The organism is Neorhizobium sp. SHOUNA12A (genome assembly GCF_023006505.1).
Taxonomy (GTDB): Bacteria; Pseudomonadota; Alphaproteobacteria; order Rhizobiales; family Rhizobiaceae; genus Neorhizobium.
Map to the genome: position 1 here is coordinate 62,929 of NZ_JALBGV010000005.1, position 17,307 is coordinate 80,235.

16 protein-coding genes are annotated in these 17,307 nt (G+C 63.4%); 13 read left to right on the top strand and 3 right to left on the bottom strand.

Going from position 1 to position 17,307, the window contains the following annotated elements:
* Nucleotides 1–6: 6 nt before the first annotated feature.
* The 8 genes from MOV63_RS03965 (at nt 7) to MOV63_RS04000 (ending at nt 8,251) form a co-directional block, all read left to right on the top strand.
* Complete coding sequence (locus MOV63_RS03965; protein ID WP_247031845.1) at nt 7–759, top strand: glycerophosphodiester phosphodiesterase family protein; 753 nt, start codon at nt 7–9, stop codon at nt 757–759.
* Nucleotides 746–2,269 carry an alkaline phosphatase gene (locus MOV63_RS03970; RefSeq protein ID WP_247031847.1) on the top strand — a complete coding sequence of 508 codons (1,524 nt, stop codon included), beginning with the start codon at nt 746–748 and terminating at the stop codon, nt 2,267–2,269. The genes MOV63_RS03965 and MOV63_RS03970 overlap by 14 nt, the downstream gene beginning before the upstream one ends.
* Before the next feature lie 23 nt (nt 2,270–2,292).
* Nucleotides 2,293–2,976 carry an HAD family phosphatase gene (locus MOV63_RS03975; RefSeq protein ID WP_247031849.1) on the top strand — a complete coding sequence of 228 codons (684 nt, stop codon included), beginning with the start codon at nt 2,293–2,295 and terminating at the stop codon, nt 2,974–2,976.
* A 113-nt stretch (nt 2,977–3,089) separates the two neighbouring features.
* A complete protein-coding gene (locus MOV63_RS03980) occupies nt 3,090–4,223 on the top strand; it encodes an ABC transporter ATP-binding protein (RefSeq protein WP_247031851.1) in 1,134 nt (377 codons plus the stop codon).
* 42 nt (nt 4,224–4,265) lie between these two features.
* A complete protein-coding gene (locus tag MOV63_RS03985) occupies nt 4,266–5,399 on the top strand; it encodes an extracellular solute-binding protein (protein WP_247031853.1) in 1,134 nt (377 codons plus the stop codon).
* A 173-nt stretch (nt 5,400–5,572) separates the two neighbouring features.
* Nucleotides 5,573–6,394, top strand: a complete 822-nt coding sequence (locus MOV63_RS03990; protein WP_247031855.1) for an ABC transporter permease — start codon at nt 5,573–5,575, stop codon at nt 6,392–6,394.
* The gene (locus MOV63_RS03995) at nt 6,391–7,230 is read left to right on the top strand and encodes an ABC transporter permease (protein WP_247031857.1); all 840 of its coding nucleotides are present in this window, start codon (nt 6,391–6,393) and stop codon (nt 7,228–7,230) included. The genes MOV63_RS03990 and MOV63_RS03995 overlap by 4 nt, the downstream gene beginning before the upstream one ends.
* Nucleotides 7,231–7,237: 7 nt before the next feature.
* Nucleotides 7,238–8,251 carry a LacI family DNA-binding transcriptional regulator gene (locus tag MOV63_RS04000; protein ID WP_247031859.1) on the top strand — a complete coding sequence of 338 codons (1,014 nt, stop codon included), beginning with the start codon at nt 7,238–7,240 and terminating at the stop codon, nt 8,249–8,251.
* Here MOV63_RS04000 and MOV63_RS04005 read toward each other — a convergent pair.
* From MOV63_RS04005 to MOV63_RS04015, 3 genes are read right to left on the bottom strand one after another with little or no spacing between them, the layout of a single operon-like run.
* Nucleotides 8,248–9,123 (bottom strand): amidohydrolase family protein, encoded by an 876-nt coding sequence (locus tag MOV63_RS04005; protein ID WP_038547636.1) that lies wholly within the window; start codon nt 9,121–9,123, stop codon nt 8,248–8,250. The two genes, MOV63_RS04000 and MOV63_RS04005, sit on opposite strands and share 4 nt — an antisense overlap.
* A gap of 25 nt (nt 9,124–9,148) precedes the next feature.
* Nucleotides 9,149–9,604, bottom strand: coding sequence for a MarR family winged helix-turn-helix transcriptional regulator (locus MOV63_RS04010; RefSeq protein ID WP_038547639.1), 456 nt, complete (start codon nt 9,602–9,604; stop codon nt 9,149–9,151).
* A gap of 12 nt (nt 9,605–9,616) precedes the next feature.
* Nucleotides 9,617–10,411: a crotonase/enoyl-CoA hydratase family protein gene (locus tag MOV63_RS04015; RefSeq protein WP_038547642.1), complete on the bottom strand. Its 795-nt coding sequence runs from the start codon at nt 10,409–10,411 to the stop codon at nt 9,617–9,619.
* A 133-nt stretch (nt 10,412–10,544) separates the two neighbouring features.
* On the opposite strand from MOV63_RS04015, the gene MOV63_RS04020 reads away from it, so the two are divergent.
* The 5 genes from MOV63_RS04020 (at nt 10,545) to MOV63_RS04040 (ending at nt 17,297) form a co-directional block, all read left to right on the top strand.
* A complete protein-coding gene (locus MOV63_RS04020; RefSeq protein WP_247031860.1) occupies nt 10,545–12,401 on the top strand; it encodes a feruloyl-CoA synthase in 1,857 nt (618 codons plus the stop codon).
* On the top strand, nt 12,398–13,159 hold the full coding sequence (locus MOV63_RS04025) for an SDR family NAD(P)-dependent oxidoreductase (protein ID WP_247031862.1): 762 nt from the start codon (nt 12,398–12,400) through the stop codon (nt 13,157–13,159). Before MOV63_RS04020 ends, MOV63_RS04025 begins: the two co-directional genes overlap by 4 nt.
* A gap of 6 nt (nt 13,160–13,165) precedes the next feature.
* Nucleotides 13,166–14,773, top strand: coding sequence for an acyl-CoA dehydrogenase family protein (locus MOV63_RS04030; RefSeq protein ID WP_247031864.1), 1,608 nt, complete (start codon nt 13,166–13,168; stop codon nt 14,771–14,773).
* A gap of 83 nt (nt 14,774–14,856) precedes the next feature.
* Nucleotides 14,857–15,765, top strand: a complete 909-nt coding sequence (locus MOV63_RS04035) for a LysR family transcriptional regulator (RefSeq protein ID WP_247031866.1) — start codon at nt 14,857–14,859, stop codon at nt 15,763–15,765.
* A gap of 194 nt (nt 15,766–15,959) precedes the next feature.
* Nucleotides 15,960–17,297, top strand: coding sequence for an FAD-dependent oxidoreductase (locus MOV63_RS04040; RefSeq protein WP_247031867.1), 1,338 nt, complete (start codon nt 15,960–15,962; stop codon nt 17,295–17,297).
* Nucleotides 17,298–17,307: the final 10 nt, after the last annotated feature.

Here is a 17,307-nt window from a genome sequence, read left to right on the forward strand (position 1 = left end):
TTTCCAATGACCAGTCCCATCATCGTCGGCCATCGCGGCGCCCGCAATCTCTGGGCGGAGAACAGCCTGACCGGCTTTCGCAACCTTCTCGACCTCGAAGTCGAATCGGTCGAATTCGACGTGCACCTGAGCGCCACCGGCGAACTCCTCGTCATCCATGACGCGACGCTCGACCGCACTACCGAACGCTCTGGCCGGGTAAGCGAACTTGCCGCCGGCGAATATCGCTCGGTGATCCTCAAGGGCACCGATGAGCACATCCCGACGCTTGAAGACGTGCTCGAAATCTACGCTCCGACCGGCCTCGAACTGCATGTGGAACTGAAGGCCGACGCCGACGGCAAGCCCTATGAAGACCTCGAAGCCAGGGCCGCGGCGATGCTCGATCGTTTCGGCGTGGCCGACAACTCCTTCCTGACCAGCTTCAGCAGTGAAGTCCTGAAGACGATCGGCGAGGTCGCGCCGCATATCCGCCGGCTGTCGTCGCTCAATCACAAATCCGTCCAGGCTCTCGGCTTGCGCCAGTCCGTCGAAGCCATGCTGCGGGTCTCCGACGTGCTGGCGATCGAAAAGGCGCTGCTTCTGGAGGAATGGGAATTGCTCTCCGCGCTTGTCCCACCCGAAAAGCTCGGCGTCTGGGTTCCGAACGAATTGGAAGACCTGTCCTTCTGGCTTAAGCGCCCGCTCCGCCAGATTACCACTGACCGCCCGGACCTTGCGGTCAAGGCTCGCGAAGGACTGTTCGATGCCGCTCATTGATCGTCGAGGCCTGCTACTGGGCGGATTGGCGGCGGCTGCCATCTGGCGGCCGCTCGGCTCCGCACGGGCGGCGAGCTTCAGCACCGATCCTTTCGCTCTCGGTGTCGCCTCCGGCGCGCCGAGGGCCGACAGCGTCGTCCTCTGGACGCGGCTGATCCTGGAGAACGCATCGCCCGCCGCCGCCGATCCCTTTGCCCCGGCGCCGAAGCAGAACCTCGATCCGATCGACGTGGAGTGGACGGTCGCCGAGGACGAGGCTTTTTCAAAGCCGGTCCGGTCAGGCCTATTCCGTGCAGTCCCCGAATTCGCCCATTCCGTGCATGTGGAGGTGAAGGGCCTTCAACCCGGCCGCTGGTATTTCTACCGCTTCCGCTCCGGTAATGCGGAAAGCCCGGTCGGCCGCACCCGAACAGCACCGGCGGACAGCGTCAATTCGCTTCACCTCGCCTTCGCCTCCTGCCAGCAATACGAGCAGGGTTTCTACAGCGCCTATGCCGACATGGCCGCCCGCGACCTCGATCTGGTCGTCCATCTCGGAGATTACATCTACGAGCGGAGTTATGGTGCGCAGCTCGTGCGCAAGCACGAGACCGGCATACCATCGATGCTCTACGAATTCCGCGACCGTTATGCGCTCTACAAGTCCGACCCGCAACTGCAGGCAGCCCACGCCGCCTTTCCCTGGCTCGCCGTCTGGGACGACCACGAGGTCACCAATAATTACGCCAATGACCGTGCCCCCGACGCACCGAACCCGGCGGAGTTTCTAACCCGCCGCCGCGCCGCATATCAGGCCTGGTTCGAGCACATGCCCGTACATCCGAGCCTTGCTGCCGGGTTCGATGCGCTCCGCATCTACGATCATTATCGGTTCGGCAATCTGGCTGGCGTGACGCTTCTCGACACGCGGCAATACCGCTCGCCGGAACTCGAAGGTTCCGCCGGCGACGATCGGCCGGAGCGGACCATGCTCGGCCCGGCGCAGGAAGAATGGCTGGGCAAGACGCTCGGTGCCGGCCGCGCGAAATGGAACATCATCGCCCAGCAGACCCTGCTTGCCGAACGCGACACCAAGGCCGGGCCCGCTACGGCATACAATCTCGACGGCTGGGACGGCTATCGCGCCGCCCGCGGTCGTCTGCTGGAGGCGGTGCAGACCTCGGCGGTCGAGAACCCCCTAATTATCGGCGGCGATCTGCACGCCTTCTACGCCGCCGACGTGAAGCGCGACTTCGCCGACGAGAAAGCCCGGGCAATCGCCAGCGAATTCGTCTGCGGCTCGATCACCTCGGACGCGCCGTCTGCCGCAAGCCTTGCGACCGCACTTGCCGAAAACCCGCATCTCAAGTTTGCCTCGGACAAGCATGGTTATGCGATCATGCGCTTGAGCGAGAGGTCGGCCGAGGTGGATTTCATCGGTGTCGCCGACCGCAAGCAGCAGAACTCCCCCGCCTCCGTTTTCCAGAGCTTTGCCGTCGCCGACGGTGCAGCCGGCGTCAATCGGCTTTGACGCCTCACCCAAGTTGGACTTTCATGCAGATAGATCTCCTGATTTTCGATTGTGACGGCGTCCTGATCAACAGCGAGCCGATCGCCAGCCGCACGCTTGCCAAGGCTCTGCAGGATGCTGGCGCCGCGATCACCACCGAAGAGGTGCTGGTCCGCTTCACCGGCAATTCGGCGAGCGTCATCCGCCGCATCTGCACCGAAGAGCTTGGCATTGCCGATCTGGATACGGTCCTCGAGGCCTGGCATCTCGATATCTATCCGGAATTCGCCCGCTCGCTGGAACCGATGCCCGGTATCGAAAGCCTCGTTCGCTCGTTACCGCATCGCAAATGCGTCGCCTCCAACAGTTCGACGGACCGGCTGTCGAAAAGCCTTGGTCTTTTGCCCCTCTGGAACGCTTTTGCGCCCTCCATCTTCAGCGCCGACATGGTGGCACGGCCGAAACCCGCGCCGGATCTCTTCCATCTCTGCGCCGAAACGCTCACCGTCGATGCGGCCCGTTGCGTCGTGATCGACGACAGCGCCCACGGGATCACCGGGGCGAGGGCGGCGGGCATGACGGCGATCGGCTTCGTTGATCCAGCAGACCCACGGCCCGGCCGCGTGAAAATCCTGGCGGAGGCCGGAGCCATTTTCGTGGCGACCGGTGCCGACGAGCTTGAGGAAGCGCTCGCCCGGCTGGAAGCCTCGCTCTCCGTGGACGCCTGAGCGGCCACCTCACGAGCATCCGGCAATAAAAAATTTGAGGTGTCATCCGCCTGTAAAACTCCGGCCCTAAGAAACGCCCAGCAAGATTGCACGGCTGTGCAAAAGGGGGTTCGATGGAACGGGACGGTTTTCTGGAATTGCGCGGTGTCGCCAGCCGTTATGGCGCCACGCAGGTTCTGACCGATATCGATCTGTCGATCGCCAAGGGCGAATTCGTGGCGCTGCTCGGTTCGTCCGGCTGCGGCAAGACCACGCTTCTGCGTCTGCTGGCCGGTTTCATCAGCCCGTCGGCCGGTGAAGTGAAGGTGCGCCATCGCGACGTGACTTACCTGCCGCCCGACAAGCGCGGCATGGCGCTGGTTTTCCAGTCCTACGCGCTTTGGCCACATATGACGGTGGCGCAGAACATCGGCTACGGGCTGAAGCTGAAGGGCATTTCTCGAACCGAGATCGCCACCCGCGTCGCCGCCATGCAGTCGCTGCTTGGCCTCGACGGGCTGGAGGCACGCAAACCGTCGGCGCTGTCCGGCGGTCAGCGCCAGCGTGTCGCGCTCGGCCGGGCGCTCGCCATCGATCCGGAAATCCTGCTGCTCGACGAGCCGCTGTCCAACCTTGACGCCCGTATCCGCCTGACGGTGCGCCACGAGCTGCGGGCGCTGCAGAAGCGGCTCGGCATCACCGCGATCCATGTTACCCACGACCGCGAGGAGGCTATGGTGATGGCCGACCGGATCGTCATCCTGAATGCCGGCAGGATCGCCCAACAGGGCACGCCGGAGGAAGTCTATAACCGTCCGGCCTCAACTTTCGTCGCCGCCTTCATGGGTGCCGAAAATGTGCTTTTCTTGAACGGTGCGCCACAGGGTGACCAGTTCGCGATCGCCGCCGGCCCGGCAAATACGGCCTGTTCCGTGCCGCTCCTCGGCCGTCCGTTGGCCGCCGGTCCGGTCGAAGCTCGCTTCCGCCCGGAGGCCGCGCGCCTTTTTTCGACCGACGATATCGCCGTGATCGGCCCCGGCATCACCTTCGGGGGCGAGGTCGCCGCCGTCAGCTATCCCGGCGGCCATTGGCGTCATGTCGTCAAACTCGGCGATCACGAGATCATGGCCGATGCCGAGCGCGCCTTCGAGCCGGGCGCCCGCGTCGCCGTGTTCGTGCCGGCTGAGGCGCTCTTTCTGTTTGGTTCGCCGGAGGCTGCTTCGGCCTCCCCTATTTCCCGGGCGCCATCCGAGAAAGTCCACGCCTGACCTTTCGATACCTCTGCCTTTTCAACTCACGGAGAAGCACTCATGAACAAGATGTCCTACGCAGCCTTCGCCGTCGTTTTCGCAGCCCTTCCGGTTCATGCCGAAGAGCTGACGGTTGCGACTGCCGGCGACCAGAACATGGTCGATTACATCAACCAGTATCTCGGACCGCTTTTCGAGAAGACCTATCCGGGCAACACGGTTCGCGCCGTCGGCACCGGTCCTGGCGACGCAGGTTCGCAGAAGATCCTGGAGCGTTTCGACGCCCAGTCTGCCGCCAAGTCCGATAAGTGGGACGTCGACGTTGCCGTCGTCCACGAAAAATTCGTCGGCCCGATGGTGACCAAGAGCTATCTCGACAAGTATCGCGGCGACATCGACACCGGCAAGCTCGTCTCGCGCGACAACGCCAAGATGGCGCTCGGCACCAATGTCGACGGTTATGTCATGCCGATGTTCAACAGCCAGACCGCGATCGCCTACAACCCTGCGCTCGTACCGAACCCGCCGAAGTCCTACGCAGAACTCGCAGACTGGGCCAAAGCCCATCCGAAGCAGTTCGGTTATAACGGCATCAAGGGCGGCGCTTCCGGCGTTTCGTTCGTCATGGGCTGGATCTACGCCTTCGGCGGTGGTGATGCCAACACCCTGATGAACGGCCCGTTCAAGGAAGAGGAAACCAAGAAGTGGGATGCGGCCTTCAAGAGCCTCGCCGACTTCACCACCAATGCCACGCTGACGCCCGGCAATGCCGGCACGCTCGACCTCCTGTCGCGCGGCGAAATCGCCATGGGCCCGGTCTGGGTCGACATGTTCTACTCCTGGCAGGCCAACGGCCAGCTGCCGCCGACGATGAAACTCGTTCTGCCGGCGCCGGGCATGCCGGGTCAGCCGATGCACTATGTCCTGCCGGAAAAGGCAGCCCACAAGGCGCTGGCCGAGAAGTTCATCGCGCTTGCCACCAGCCCGAAGGTCCAGGCCGAAGGCATCGTCAAGCGCTTCAACTGGTATCCGGGAATCGACGCGGACAAGGTAAAGGTCGAACTCGACGACGCCACCTGGAACAAGCTATTCGTCGATATCTCGCCGGCCGACCTTGCTGCCAAGGGCAAGCCCTTCCCGATCGCGCCCTACAACACCGCGATCCTCGAAGCTTATGAGAAGTCTGTGAAGTAAACAGTCAGCGTCTGCCCCTCATCCGCCTGCCGGCACCTTCTCCCCGCTCGCGGGGAGAAGGACCAATGCCGCGCCCTCTCCGCCCGATTGACGGTCGGGTGGGGCACGTTCCCTCTCCCCGCATGCGGGGAGAGGGTTAGGGTGAGGGGCAAACTTCAGCGAGCGTGAACCCCATGCCAAAACGCCTCCTCGGTCTCCTCCTCGTGCTGCCGGCACTCGCGGTGATCGCCTTCCTTTTCATCCTGCCGCTGATCATGTCGGCGGTCGGCGCCTTTCAGGTGGAGGGGGCATTCGGCTGGGGTAATTTCACCAAGACCTTCGACCTCTATACCAAGGACATCATTTTCACCGTCGTGATCGTCAGCCTATCGACGGTGCTGATCGGCATCGCCTCGATCGCGATCGGGGGGTATCTGACGCTCGGCGAACATCCGGTCGCGGTGGCGATCCTGCGCTGGCTCTACCGCTGGCCGATGTTCATTCCCTTCATCGTCGTCGGCCAGATTCTACGCACGTTCCTGTCCAAGAACGGCATGATGAACAACACTTTCATCAACCTTGGTCTCATGACGCCGCTCGATGCGGTGAGCTTCCTCGACTGGCGCGGCATCGTCATCGCCTTCGTCTGGAAGCAGACACCGTTCGTGGCGCTGCTCGTCGCCGGTGCCATGGCCTCCATCAACCGCGATACGATCGAGGCAGCCCGCAATCTCGGCGCTTCGCGGCTGCGGCTCCTCGTCGAGATCGTCGTGCCGCAGGTGGCGATGACGCTGACGGTCGGCCTCATCCTCTCCTTCATCACCATGATGTCGGTTCTCTCGGTGCCGCTGATGATCAACGCCCAGTCGCCGACCATGCTGACCGCCGATATCGCCTTCCGGGTCAATTCCTACGGGGATTACGGCGTCGCCAATGCGCTCGGCCTGATCTCGCTCGTGCTCGCCGCCTCCGTCGCATGGATCTACCTGCGCGCCAGCCTCAAGGAGCGCGCATGACAGCCGCCCATAATCCCGCCGCCCGCAATCCTCTCGCGGCCCTCTGGTGGGTGCCGCGCGGCATCATCTTCGGGCCGATGGCCTTCTTCATCTTCGGGCCGCTCTTCAACCTGCTGATCTGGACGGTGGCTGAGAAGTGGTATTTCCCCTACAGCCTGCCGCTGGAATACGGCTTCAGTTCCTGGGCGCGGGTGTTTGCACCGCGCGGCGGGGCGATGGAATCGCTCACCAATTCGCTGGTCGTGGCCCTGCTGACCGTTGTCGTGTCGCTCTTGTTGGCGATCCCGGCCGGCTACGCTCTGGCGCGGTTGAAACTGCCGTTCCGCGGCCTCATCCTGCTCGCCTTCCTCATTCCGCAGGCCTTTCCGAACCTAACGGTCTACGTCAACGTCGCCCGCATCTTCTACGAGATCAGGCTCAACGGCACGATTCCCGGCGTCGTGCTGGTGCATGTCTCGCACGGCCTCGTTTATGCGGTGTGGATCGCGACGGCCGCCTTTTCGGCGATCGACGCGGAGCTCGAACAGGCGGCGCGCAATATCGGCGCCGGAGCCTTCCGGGCTTTCCTCGACGTGACCCTGCCGCTCGCAGCACCCGGCCTGATGGCGAGCGCCATCTTCGTGTTCCTGGAATCGCTTGACGAGTTCACCGGCAGCTATTTCGTCGGCGCGCCTGATGTGAACATGCTGCCGCTATTGCTCTATACGACCGCCGCCGGCGGAAATTATCAGATAGCATCGATCACGGCCCTCTTGCTGCTCGTTCCCTCTCTGGTGTTCATGTTGATCGTCGAGCGATTCCTGAAGGCGGACGTCCTTTCGCGCGTGGGGCATTGAGGAAAGCATGAAGGACGAAAAACGGATGCGTTTCGTCAGCGCCGAACAGGTGGCGCAACTTGCCGGCGTCTCCCGCTCGGCGGTTTCCCGCACGTTTACGCCGGGCGCCAGCGTCGCGCCGGCAACGCGGGAAAAGGTGCTGCGGGCGGCGGAAGAGCTTGGCTATCATGTCAACGACCTCGCCCGCGGCGTGCTCGCCAACCAGAGCCGCCTTGTCGGCATCGTCGCCACCAAGCCGGAACTCGGCTTTCGCGCCCATCTGACCGCGGCTTTGGCCAAAGCGCTGATCCAGCGTGGCAGCATCCCGATCCTCATCAATACCGGACAGGCGGAAGAGGAATTGCTGGCTGCCCAGAAAATGCTGATCGGCCACCGCGCCGAGGCGACCATCATCCTCTCCGGTTCGCCGCCCGCAAGCTTTTTCGAACTCGCCCAGCGCAATGGCCAGCCGCTGGTGGTGATCGGCCGTTCGGAACCGGATGCCGATCATGTCCGCGCCGGCAATTCCGAGGCCTCCCGCAAGGCTGCCAATGCCTTTTTCGATGCCGGCCGTCGGCACCTCGCCGTCGTCGGTTCGCAATCGGGGACGCCGAGCATCGTCGAACGCGAAAATGCCTTCACGGCGGCGGCGCGGTCGCTCGGCGCCGAAGTCCAGTCCGCCGGGGGGCCTGATTCCGACTATGACAGCGGCATAGCCGCCGCCCGCGAGCTGTTTGCCGGTGATGAAAGCCCGGATGCGGTGTTCTGCGCCAACGACCAGATTGCCTTCGGACTGATGGATTTCATTCGCATCGAGAAGAAACTGCGCGTCCCGGAAAACGTTGCGGTGATCGGTTTCGACGACGTGCCGGAAGCGGCCTGGCTGAGCTACAGCCTCACCACCTTCCGCCAGGACCCGGTCACCATGGCGCTGCGGGCCGTCGAGCTTCTGGAACGGCGCCTCGGAAACCCGGACGCTTCGCCGGGCTACGAGCGGGTGATCCCCGAACTGGTCGTGCGAAAGAGTTTCGTCCCGGTTTAAAGCTTCAACAGCTTGCGGGCGTTTTCCTTGAGGATCAGCGGCCGCACCTCGTCCTTGATCGAGATTGCGGCAAAATCCGCCATCCAGCGGTCCGGGGTGATCGCCGGCCAGTCCGAGCCGAACAGCATTTTGTGCTTCAGGATCGAGTTGGCGTACTGCACCAGGATCGCCGGAAAATATTTCGGCGACCAGCCGGACATGTCGATATAGACGTTCGGCTTGTGGGTCGCGACCGAAAGCGCCTCTTCCTGCCAGGGGAAGGAGGGGTGCGCGAGAATAATCGGCATGTCGGGAAAATCCGCCGCCACGTCGTCCAGATAGATCGGGTTGGAATATTTGAGCCGCATGTTCATGCCGCCGCGCATGCCGGCGCCGACGCCCGTCTGGCCCGTATGGAACAGCGTGATCGCACCCTCTTCGGCAATCGCCTCGTAGAGCGGGTAGGCCATCCGGTCGTTCGGATAGAAGGCCTGCATGGTCGGGTGGAACTTGAAACCCTTGACGCCGAATTCCCGCACCAGCCGGCGCGCCTCGCGGGCGCCCATCTTGCCCTTGGCGGGGTCGATCGACGCGAACGGGATCATGATGTCGCTGTTTTCGGCAGCGATCATCGCCACTTCTTCGTTGTTGTAACGCCGGAAACCGGTCTCGCGCTCGGCATCGACCGGAAAGATCACGCAGCCGATCTTGCGTTCGCGGTAATAGACGGCAGTCTCGTTCACCGTCGGCAGCATGCCCTTGTGGCCGGCCGGGTTCTTGAAATATTTGGCCATGCCGGCCTGGAATTGGTCATAGCCGTCGTCGCGCGGGCCGCAGCAGGGCTCTTCCGCATGGGTGTGGACGTCGATGGCGATCAGCTCGTCGATGTTCAAGGTTCGCTCCTCCCGATCCTTAAATTCAGCCCAGGCCTACGAATTTCCGCAGCAGGGACGTCAGTTGTTGGCGCTCGTCACCGGTAAGGTTGGCGCCGACCGACTCTTCGTAGGTGAAGAACCATTGGCTCGCCTGCTTCACCCTTGTCACCGCTTCCGGCGTCAGCGTGATCTCCACGGCGCGGCGATCTCCATCCGGCACCTTCCGCGAAACGAGGTTCTGGTCCTCCAGCGCCCGGATCAGCTTGGTCATATGAGCGCGCTTGATCATCAGCCGTTGGCCGAGCACGCTCTGGCGGATACCGGGATTGTGGAGAATGACCCAAAGCACGGAGAATTCCCCCGGCTTCAGATTATGCTCGCCGACCTCTTCGAAAAAACGCTCGTAGATCTTGAGCTGCGCCAGCCGCATCAGGAAACCGAGCGCCGAATTGAGCCGGTCGAGTTCGACCTCGTCTGCGGTGCGGATCGGCATGTCCATGGGCGTTCCCCCTTATGCCGAGCCCGGCGCCTTCAGCCGCGCGGCGCGTTTTTCCAGGAAGGCGCGCAGACGCTCTTCGGCCTCCGGGCTGGTAGCGGTGAAGGAGGCGATGAAGGATTCGACGAAAAGCCCGTCTTCCTTGGCCATGTCCTGGATGCGCGGCAATGCGTTGAGCACCGCGTAGTTGGAAATTTCGGCGTTGCTGGCGGCGGCTTCTGCAAGCTCATGCGCCTTCTGCCGGGCCATGCCCTTTTCGACGACGTATTGCGCCAGGTTCCAGCGCTCCGCCTCTTCCGCCGAAGCGACGCGGCCGGTCAGCATCATGTCGGTCATGCGGGCGACGCCCATCAGCCGGGCGGCCCGAACCGAACCACCGCCGCCGACGAAGATGCCGCGCTGGCCTTCCGGCAGGGCGAAAAAGGCGGACTTGTCCGCAACCCGGATATGGGTGGCGGACGCCAGTTCGAGGCCACCGCCGACCACCGCCCCGTGCAGGGCTGAAATCCACGGGATCGTGCCATGTTCGATGCCGGCAAACACCGCATGCCAGCGGCGCGAACCGCGCACGCCTTCGATCGGCGTTTTCTTGACGTGTTCGGCAAGGTCGAGCCCGGCGCAGAAGTGATCGCCATGGCCGAACAGCACGACGGCTTTCGCCTCGCTTTCGGCGCGCGCCACGGTCTCGGCGATCGTTTCGACGAAACGGTCGCTGATCGCATTGCGCTTTTCCGGACGATTGAGACCTATATGGGCAACATTGCCCTTGAGCTCATAGGTCACGAAGCTGGTTGCCGTATGATCGGCCATTTTATGCATTCTCCTCCAGCAACGGACGCTCCCCAGCCCGTCATCAGTTTTTGATCGTTTACAGGGAGATTGTTTCTTTGTAAACAAATTTTGGGAGCCCGATAGGGAGCATTGACGTCTGGGAGGAGAAGTCATGAGCGGAAAACCTGTGCGTGACGTGAAGCTGTGGTCGCCTGTGGTCGGCTGGGAAGAACGGCCGAACGGCGAGTTCGTGGTCTGGCGTGAGGATCCGCTCGGACCTTATCCCGACAAGCTCAACGAGCGGCTGGTCCACTGGGCGAAAACCGCACCCGACCGCACCTGGATGGCGGATCGCGAAGGGACGGCCGAGTGGCGCAGGGTGAGTTTTGCTGAGGCGCTGGATCACGTGCGGCGCATCGGTCAGTTCCTGCTGGACATGAAGCTCTCGGCCGAAAATCCGCTCGTCATCCTTTCGGAAAACTCGATCGAACATGCGCTGATGGCGCTCGGCGCCCAGCATGTGGGCATCCCGTCGGCGGCGATTGCACCCGCCTATGCGACCATCTCCTCGGACTTTTCCAAGCTGCACGACATCGCCAGGCAGATCACCCCCGGCCTGATCTTCGCCGACGACGCGGCTGCTTTCCGCAACGCGGTCGATACGGCTTTCGGGGCGGATATTCCGTTTGCGGGGATGCGTAACCTGCCCGAGGGCCGGTCCTGCACTTATCTCCTCGACGACATCCTCAAGACCGAGCCGACAGTGGCCGTGGACAAGGCTTTTGACGCAGTCGGGCCGGATACGGTTGCGAAATTCCTGTTCACCTCGGGCACGACCGGCTCGCCCAAGGCGGTGATCCAGACCCAGCGCATGCTCTGCTCCAACCAGGAAATGGTCACCGACTGCTATTCCTATTTCCGCGACGAGCCGCCGGTTCTGGTCGATTGGGCGCCCTGGAACCATACCGCCAGCGGCAACAAGGTGTTCAACATCGCCATCTATAACGGTGGCACCTATTATATCGACCGCGGCAAGCCGAGCCCGGCGCTGATGGCCCAGACGATCGCCAACCTGAGGGAAATCTCGCCGACCTGGTATTTCAACGTGCCGGCCGGCTATGAAATGCTGATCCAGGCGATGCGCGAGGACGAGGGGCTTCGCAAGACCTTCTTCAAGGACCTGAAGCTCTTGATGTATGCCGGCGCCGGCATGGCGCAGCATACCTGGGATGCGCTGATCGAGCTTTCCGAAATGACGATTGGCGAACGGGTGCCGCTCGGCACCGGCATCGGCTCGACGGAGACCGCGCCGTTCGCGATCTTCTGCACCGAACCGCAGGAAAAGCCTGGCAATATCGGCGTCCCCGGCCAGGGGGTCACCATGAAACTGGTGCCGATCGACGACAAATACGAACTGCGCCTCAAGGGTCCGAACGTCACCCCAGGCTACTGGCGCAACGAGAAACTGACCAAAGAAGCCTTCGACGACGAAGGCTTTTATCGGATCGGTGACGCGGTGAAATTCGCCGTGCCGGGCGATCCGCGCCAGGGGTTCTATTTCGACGGCCGCACGGCGGAAAACTTCAAGCTGCAGACCGGCACCTGGGTGGCGGTCGGCGTGCTGCGGGCACAGTTGGTAAACCAGTTCGGCGGGCTGATCCGCGATGCGGTCATCACCGGCGAGAACCGGGCCGAGCTCGGGGCGCTGGCGGTCCCTTTCATGCCGGCACTGCGCGAACTGATCGGCGGCGACACTGCCCTTTCCGACGAGGCGGTGGTTGCCCATCCGAAGGTAAGGGCGGCGATCATCGAGCGGCTGAAGGACCATCAGCGCCAGTCGAGCGGTTCGGCAACGCGCGTCATGCGCATGATGCTGATGACCCAGCCGTTGCGTTTCGAGAAGGGCGAGGTGACCGACAAGGGCTCGATCAATCAACGCGCCGTGCTCGCCCATCGCGGCGATCTCGTCGAGGAACTGTATGCGGATGCGCCGGGGGTCATCCGGGTCGGCAAGGAGCTTGCGGCATGAGGATCGAAGGAACAAGCGCCGTCGTCACCGGTGGTGGATCGGGGCTCGGCGAGGCGACGGCACGGCTGCTCGCGAAACTCGGGGCCGTGGTGCATGTCTTCGACCGCAACCAGGCCGCAGCCGAAAAGATCGCGACCGAGATCGGCGGCGTGGCGCTCTCGGGCGACGTGACCAGCGAGGACGATGCGGCTCGGGCGCTCGACGTTGCGGCGAAGGCCGGTGACGGCTTGCGCATCCTCGTCAACTGCGCCGGTATCGGCACGGCGGGGCGCATCGTCGGCAAAAATGGCCCGATGCCGCTTGCCGATTTCGAGCGGGTCATCCGTGTCAACCTGATCGGCACGTTCAACATGATGCGGCTTGCGGCCGATCGCATGTCTGGCCTGCCCGAGCGCGACGACAAGGCACGTGGCGTCATTGTCAACACCGCCTCGGTCGCCGCCTTCGAGGGACAGATCGGCCAGGCGGCCTATGCGGCCTCCAAGGGCGGCATCGTTTCGCTGGCTTTGCCGGCGGCGCGCGAATTCTCCCGCTTCGGCGTAAGGGTCAACACTGTAGCACCCGGCATCTTCCTGACGCCGCTGCTTCATGAGCTGCCGCAGGAGGCGCAGGACAGTCTTGCCAGCGCTATCCCCTATCCGTCCCGGCTCGGCGACCCCGGCGAGTTTGCCGATGCGGTGCGGTTCGTGATCGAGAACCAGTATGTCAACGGCGAAGTGATCCGGCTCGACGGCGCACTGCGCATGCAGCCGCGGTAACCGCCGATGTCTTTTTCGGATCAGGCCGACCGAACGCTGGACATCCTGGCTCTGACGCCGGGCTGGCACCGGCTGAAAGAGCTCCGTGAGGATTGCGACGACGAGACGGTCGCCGCGATTATCGAGGAGGCGGCAAGTTTTGCCGAGGGCGTGCTGGCGCCGCTGAATGCGGTGGGCGACCGGATCGGTGCGAGGATGGTCGACGGCCGGGTGAGGACGCCGGATGGCTTTTCCGACGCCTTCCGGCAATATGCCGAGGCCGGCTGGCTCGGCATGGACGTGGCCGAGAAATTCGGCGGCCAGGCCGTGCCGCTGATATTGCATGCCGCCTGCGCGCCGTTGTTCGAGCGCGCCTGCGTGGCGCTGATGATGGCGGCCGGCTCGACACGCGCCGCGGCGCATCTTCTGGCCGAAGCCGCCGACGAGACGACCGCGAACGAATGGGTGCCGAAACTCACCGCCGGCGAATGGGCGGCGACGATCTGTATTTCTGAGCCGGAAGCGGGCTCGGATGTCGGACGCCTGCGCACCAAGGCCGAATTGCGCGACGGCGAATGGCTGATCACCGGCCAGAAGATCTGGATCTCCTTCGGAGATCACGACATGGCGGACCGCATAGGTCATTGCCTGCTCGCCCGCACCAACGACCAGCCGGGCACGCGCGGCATCAGCCTGTTTCTGGTTCCCAATCTCATCGACGGCCAGCCGAACGGCGTTTCGGTCGATCGGATCGAAGAGAAGATGGGCCTGCATGGCTCTCCCACCTGCGCCATGCGGTTCGACAATGCCCGGGGCATCATGCTCGGCCGCGAAGGGCGAGGCCTGCCGCAGCTTTTCACCATGATCGAGCTGATGCGGCTGCTCACCGGCTGCCAGGGGCTGGGCATCGCGTCTGCTGCGGCCGATATCGCCGAAGACTATGCGAAGGAGCGCCGTCAGGGCGGACGGCCGGACCAGCCGCCGGTGCCGATATCGAGCCATCCGGATGTGCAGCGCCAACTGCATGAGATCCGCAGCTCCACGGAAATCCTGCGCGCCGCCATTCTCGAACTTGCCACGACCATGGATATTGCCCGGCTGGAGCCCGAGTCCGGCCTGGAGGACTTTACCGGCTGGATGCTGCCGCTGATCAAGAATTTTGGCGCAGCGGCGGGGTTCGAGACAGCGAATGCGGCGATCCAGGTGCTTGGCGGCGTCGGCTACACCCGGGATTGGCCGCTCGAACAATATCTTCGCGACGCCCGCATCATGACCATCTATGAGGGTACGACGGGCATGCAGGCGCTGGACTTTTTGACCCGCCGCCTCTGGCGCGACGAGGGCAGGGGGGTTGCGCTCTTCCTGGAGAGGGCACGCGACGAGATCGATGCCTATATCGCCGAACATCCGCAGGCTTCGGAACTGGCTCTCGCGGCCCTCGATGGTTTCGAACTCTTGAGCGCGCGCATGATGGCGCTTCAGAGCGATCCGGATGCCGCCCTCTACCGCGCCGACAGCTATATGCGGGCTGCCTGGTCGGCTGTATCGGTGTGGATGGCATTGCGCATCTCGGAAACCGGTGCGGTCCGGAGACTGGTTGCGGAGTTCGATTTCCATAACGCACGTTGCGGCTGATATGGAACGCGGCCGGAGTTGCGGAACCCCGGAAAATATGCGCGTGATACCGGCTCGGATTTTTTCTCGAAACGAGAAAGACAGTGAACATACTTCTCGATATCGGCGCATTCCTGGCAACCGCCCGCGCCGGCAGTTTTTCCGCCGCTGGCCGTGACTTGGGCGTCGCGACCTCGGTCATCACCAAGCGAGTGAAGCGGCTCGAAGACCATCTGAACACCCAGCTTTTCGTGCGCACCACAAGACGGCTGGCCCTGACGCTCGACGGCGAGCGGCTGAGACCCCGTCTGCAGCTCCTGGTCGGTGAGATCGAGGAGACGCTGGCGACGCCGAATACCCATGAACTGGGGCTGACCGGTTCGCTGCGCATCAAGGCGCCGACGACGCTGACCTCGATGTTCTTCGGCGATATCTGCGCCGCGTTCCAGGCCGCCAATCCGCGGGTGAAGATGGAGATCGTGCTGATCGATCGTTCGGTCAATCCGCTCGAGGAGGGGTTCGACGTGGCGATCGGCGCGCTGCCTCAATCCTACGCGTACGTGATCGACCACCCGCTTTGCCCTTATCCACGCGTCCTCTGCGCATCGCGGGACTATCTGGCAAGCCGCAAGCGGCCCAAGACGCCTACTGAACTCGTCGGCCACGAATGCATCACCTTCCACACGATCGGCACGACCTGGACCTTCCAGATGGAGACGAGCACGATCAACGTGGAGATCACCTCGAATTTCACGGCCAACGATAGTCGGGTCCTGCTCGCCGCTGCCCGGCAGGGGCTGGGACTGGCAATCCTGCCGAGGTTCCTCGCTCGGTCGGATCTCGGTAGCGGCGCGCTCGAAGAGGTGATGCCGGAGTTTCCGGTCGAGCCGCTCTGGGTCAAGGCGTCGGTGCCCAGGATCAAGATGAACAAGGTCGTGGTGTCGGAGTTCATATCCTACGTGCAGAAGCGGTTTTCGGAAGGGGTGCCGGATCAGGTCATTCCGATGTTCTGAGGAGAAATCCGGACGCACCCGCAGCTGTCCACCTCCACGCTTGCGTTTCGCTGACGCCAAACCGCTGAAATCCAGCGGGACCTTTCTCGAAACAAGAAAGCTGATCGCATCACTTGCCGGGTTCAAGGCGAGGCGGCTTGGGTTACGATCATGGCCAGAGCGCCGGGAGGGCGCAGGCTGTATGGGAGGGTTCGATGGCGGAGACGCTGAGCAGGGAAACGCGGATTGTCCGGCGCGAGAAGTCGGCGCCATTCCGCAAGCTCAAGGCGGATATCTGCGTCGTCGGCGCCGGCATTGCCGGCATTTCCGCAGCACTTGAAGCCGCGAAGCTCGGTCGCAAGGTGGTGATCGTTGATGGCCAGGCAGCGCTCGGCGGGCAGGCGGTCAACTCGATCATCGCCACGTTCTGCGGCCTGTTTTCGAATGGCACGCATGGCTACCAGTTCACCTATGGCATCGCCGACAGGCTGCTCGCCCATCTCGAAAGCCAGGACCGGTCGATCTATTACCGCCACGGGCCGAACACCACGGTCGTCTATTACGACGAAGTCGTCCTCGGCCGCTGGATGGAGAGTAGCATTCTGGACGCCGGTATCGAGGTCGTGCTCGGCGCGCAGATCCTCGACGTGCATGTCGAAGGCCGGCGCGTCGTCCAGACCGATTTCATGACCCGTTACGGCGGCGTCTCGATCGAGGCGACGGGCTGGGTGGAGGCGAGCGGCGACGCTGCGCTCGTCTGGCAGGCCGGTTTTGCCTGCCGTCAGCCGGAAAAGGGCGGCGTTTTCGGCACCCAGATGGTCGTGCTGGAAAACATCGACGAAGCCAGGCAGCCGACCCGCTACGAGATCGGCGACCGGATGAAGGAGAAGGCCGCGAGCTATGGCCTGCTGCGCCGAGAAGGCCTCGGCTTCACCATTCCCGGCCGCGGCATTGCCGCCATGAACATGACCCATGTGGAAACGCCGCTCGATCCGGTCGAGGCTTCCAGGAAGGCGCTGGAAGGCAAGGACCAGGCGGCTCGCGCCGTGGAGTTCCTGAAGGCGGAATTCCCGGAATGCTTCGGCAATGCCCGTATCCGCTCCTTCGGTCTGCCGGGCATCCGCCAGACCCGCTGGATCGCCGGCAGCCATCACCTGACGGTCGACGAGATCAAGGCCGGCACCAAGTTCGATGACGCGGTTGCCCGCACCGCCTGGCCGATCGAGCTGCATGACCACGGCGACGGCCATCACTGGATCACTTTCGACGAAGAGCATGCCCACTACATTCCGCTTGGCAGCCTGACGCCGGACGAATGCGACAACATCGCCGCCGCCGGCCGCTGCGTCGATGCGGATTCCGCGGCCCTGTCGAGCATCCGCGTCATGGGCCCGTGCATCGCCATGGGCATGGCCGCCGCCAACGCGCTCGACCTTGCCGGAACCGGCAGCGTGCACCAGATCGATCGCGATGCGCTGCGCGAGCGGGTTTCCGACAACGTCGAAAAGAAGCATTATCGGTGGGCCGACGCGAAAATGCGCGCCGCATCGTGAGGAGGATGCG

Excerpts from the sequence above, each read along its gene's own strand:
- MOV63_RS03965 (WP_247031845.1), top strand. The coding sequence starts at position 7 with ATGACCAGTCCCATCATCGTCGGCCATCGCGGCGCCCGCAATCTCTGG.
- MOV63_RS03970 (WP_247031847.1), top strand. The coding sequence starts at position 746 with ATGCCGCTCATTGATCGTCGAGGCCTGCTACTGGGCGGATTGGCGGCG.
- MOV63_RS03975 (WP_247031849.1), top strand. The coding sequence starts at position 2,293 with ATGCAGATAGATCTCCTGATTTTCGATTGTGACGGCGTCCTGATCAAC.
- MOV63_RS03980 (WP_247031851.1), top strand. The coding sequence starts at position 3,090 with ATGGAACGGGACGGTTTTCTGGAATTGCGCGGTGTCGCCAGCCGTTAT.
- MOV63_RS03985 (WP_247031853.1), top strand. The coding sequence starts at position 4,266 with ATGAACAAGATGTCCTACGCAGCCTTCGCCGTCGTTTTCGCAGCCCTT.
- MOV63_RS03990 (WP_247031855.1), top strand. The coding sequence starts at position 5,573 with ATGCCAAAACGCCTCCTCGGTCTCCTCCTCGTGCTGCCGGCACTCGCG.
- MOV63_RS03995 (WP_247031857.1), top strand. The coding sequence starts at position 6,391 with ATGACAGCCGCCCATAATCCCGCCGCCCGCAATCCTCTCGCGGCCCTC.
- MOV63_RS04000 (WP_247031859.1), top strand. The coding sequence starts at position 7,238 with ATGAAGGACGAAAAACGGATGCGTTTCGTCAGCGCCGAACAGGTGGCG.
- MOV63_RS04010 (WP_038547639.1), bottom strand. The coding sequence starts at position 9,604 with ATGGACATGCCGATCCGCACCGCAGACGAGGTCGAACTCGACCGGCTC.
- MOV63_RS04015 (WP_038547642.1), bottom strand. The coding sequence starts at position 10,411 with ATGGCCGATCATACGGCAACCAGCTTCGTGACCTATGAGCTCAAGGGC.
- MOV63_RS04020 (WP_247031860.1), top strand. The coding sequence starts at position 10,545 with ATGAGCGGAAAACCTGTGCGTGACGTGAAGCTGTGGTCGCCTGTGGTC.
- MOV63_RS04025 (WP_247031862.1), top strand. The coding sequence starts at position 12,398 with ATGAGGATCGAAGGAACAAGCGCCGTCGTCACCGGTGGTGGATCGGGG.
- MOV63_RS04030 (WP_247031864.1), top strand. The coding sequence starts at position 13,166 with ATGTCTTTTTCGGATCAGGCCGACCGAACGCTGGACATCCTGGCTCTG.
- MOV63_RS04040 (WP_247031867.1), top strand. The coding sequence starts at position 15,960 with ATGGCGGAGACGCTGAGCAGGGAAACGCGGATTGTCCGGCGCGAGAAG.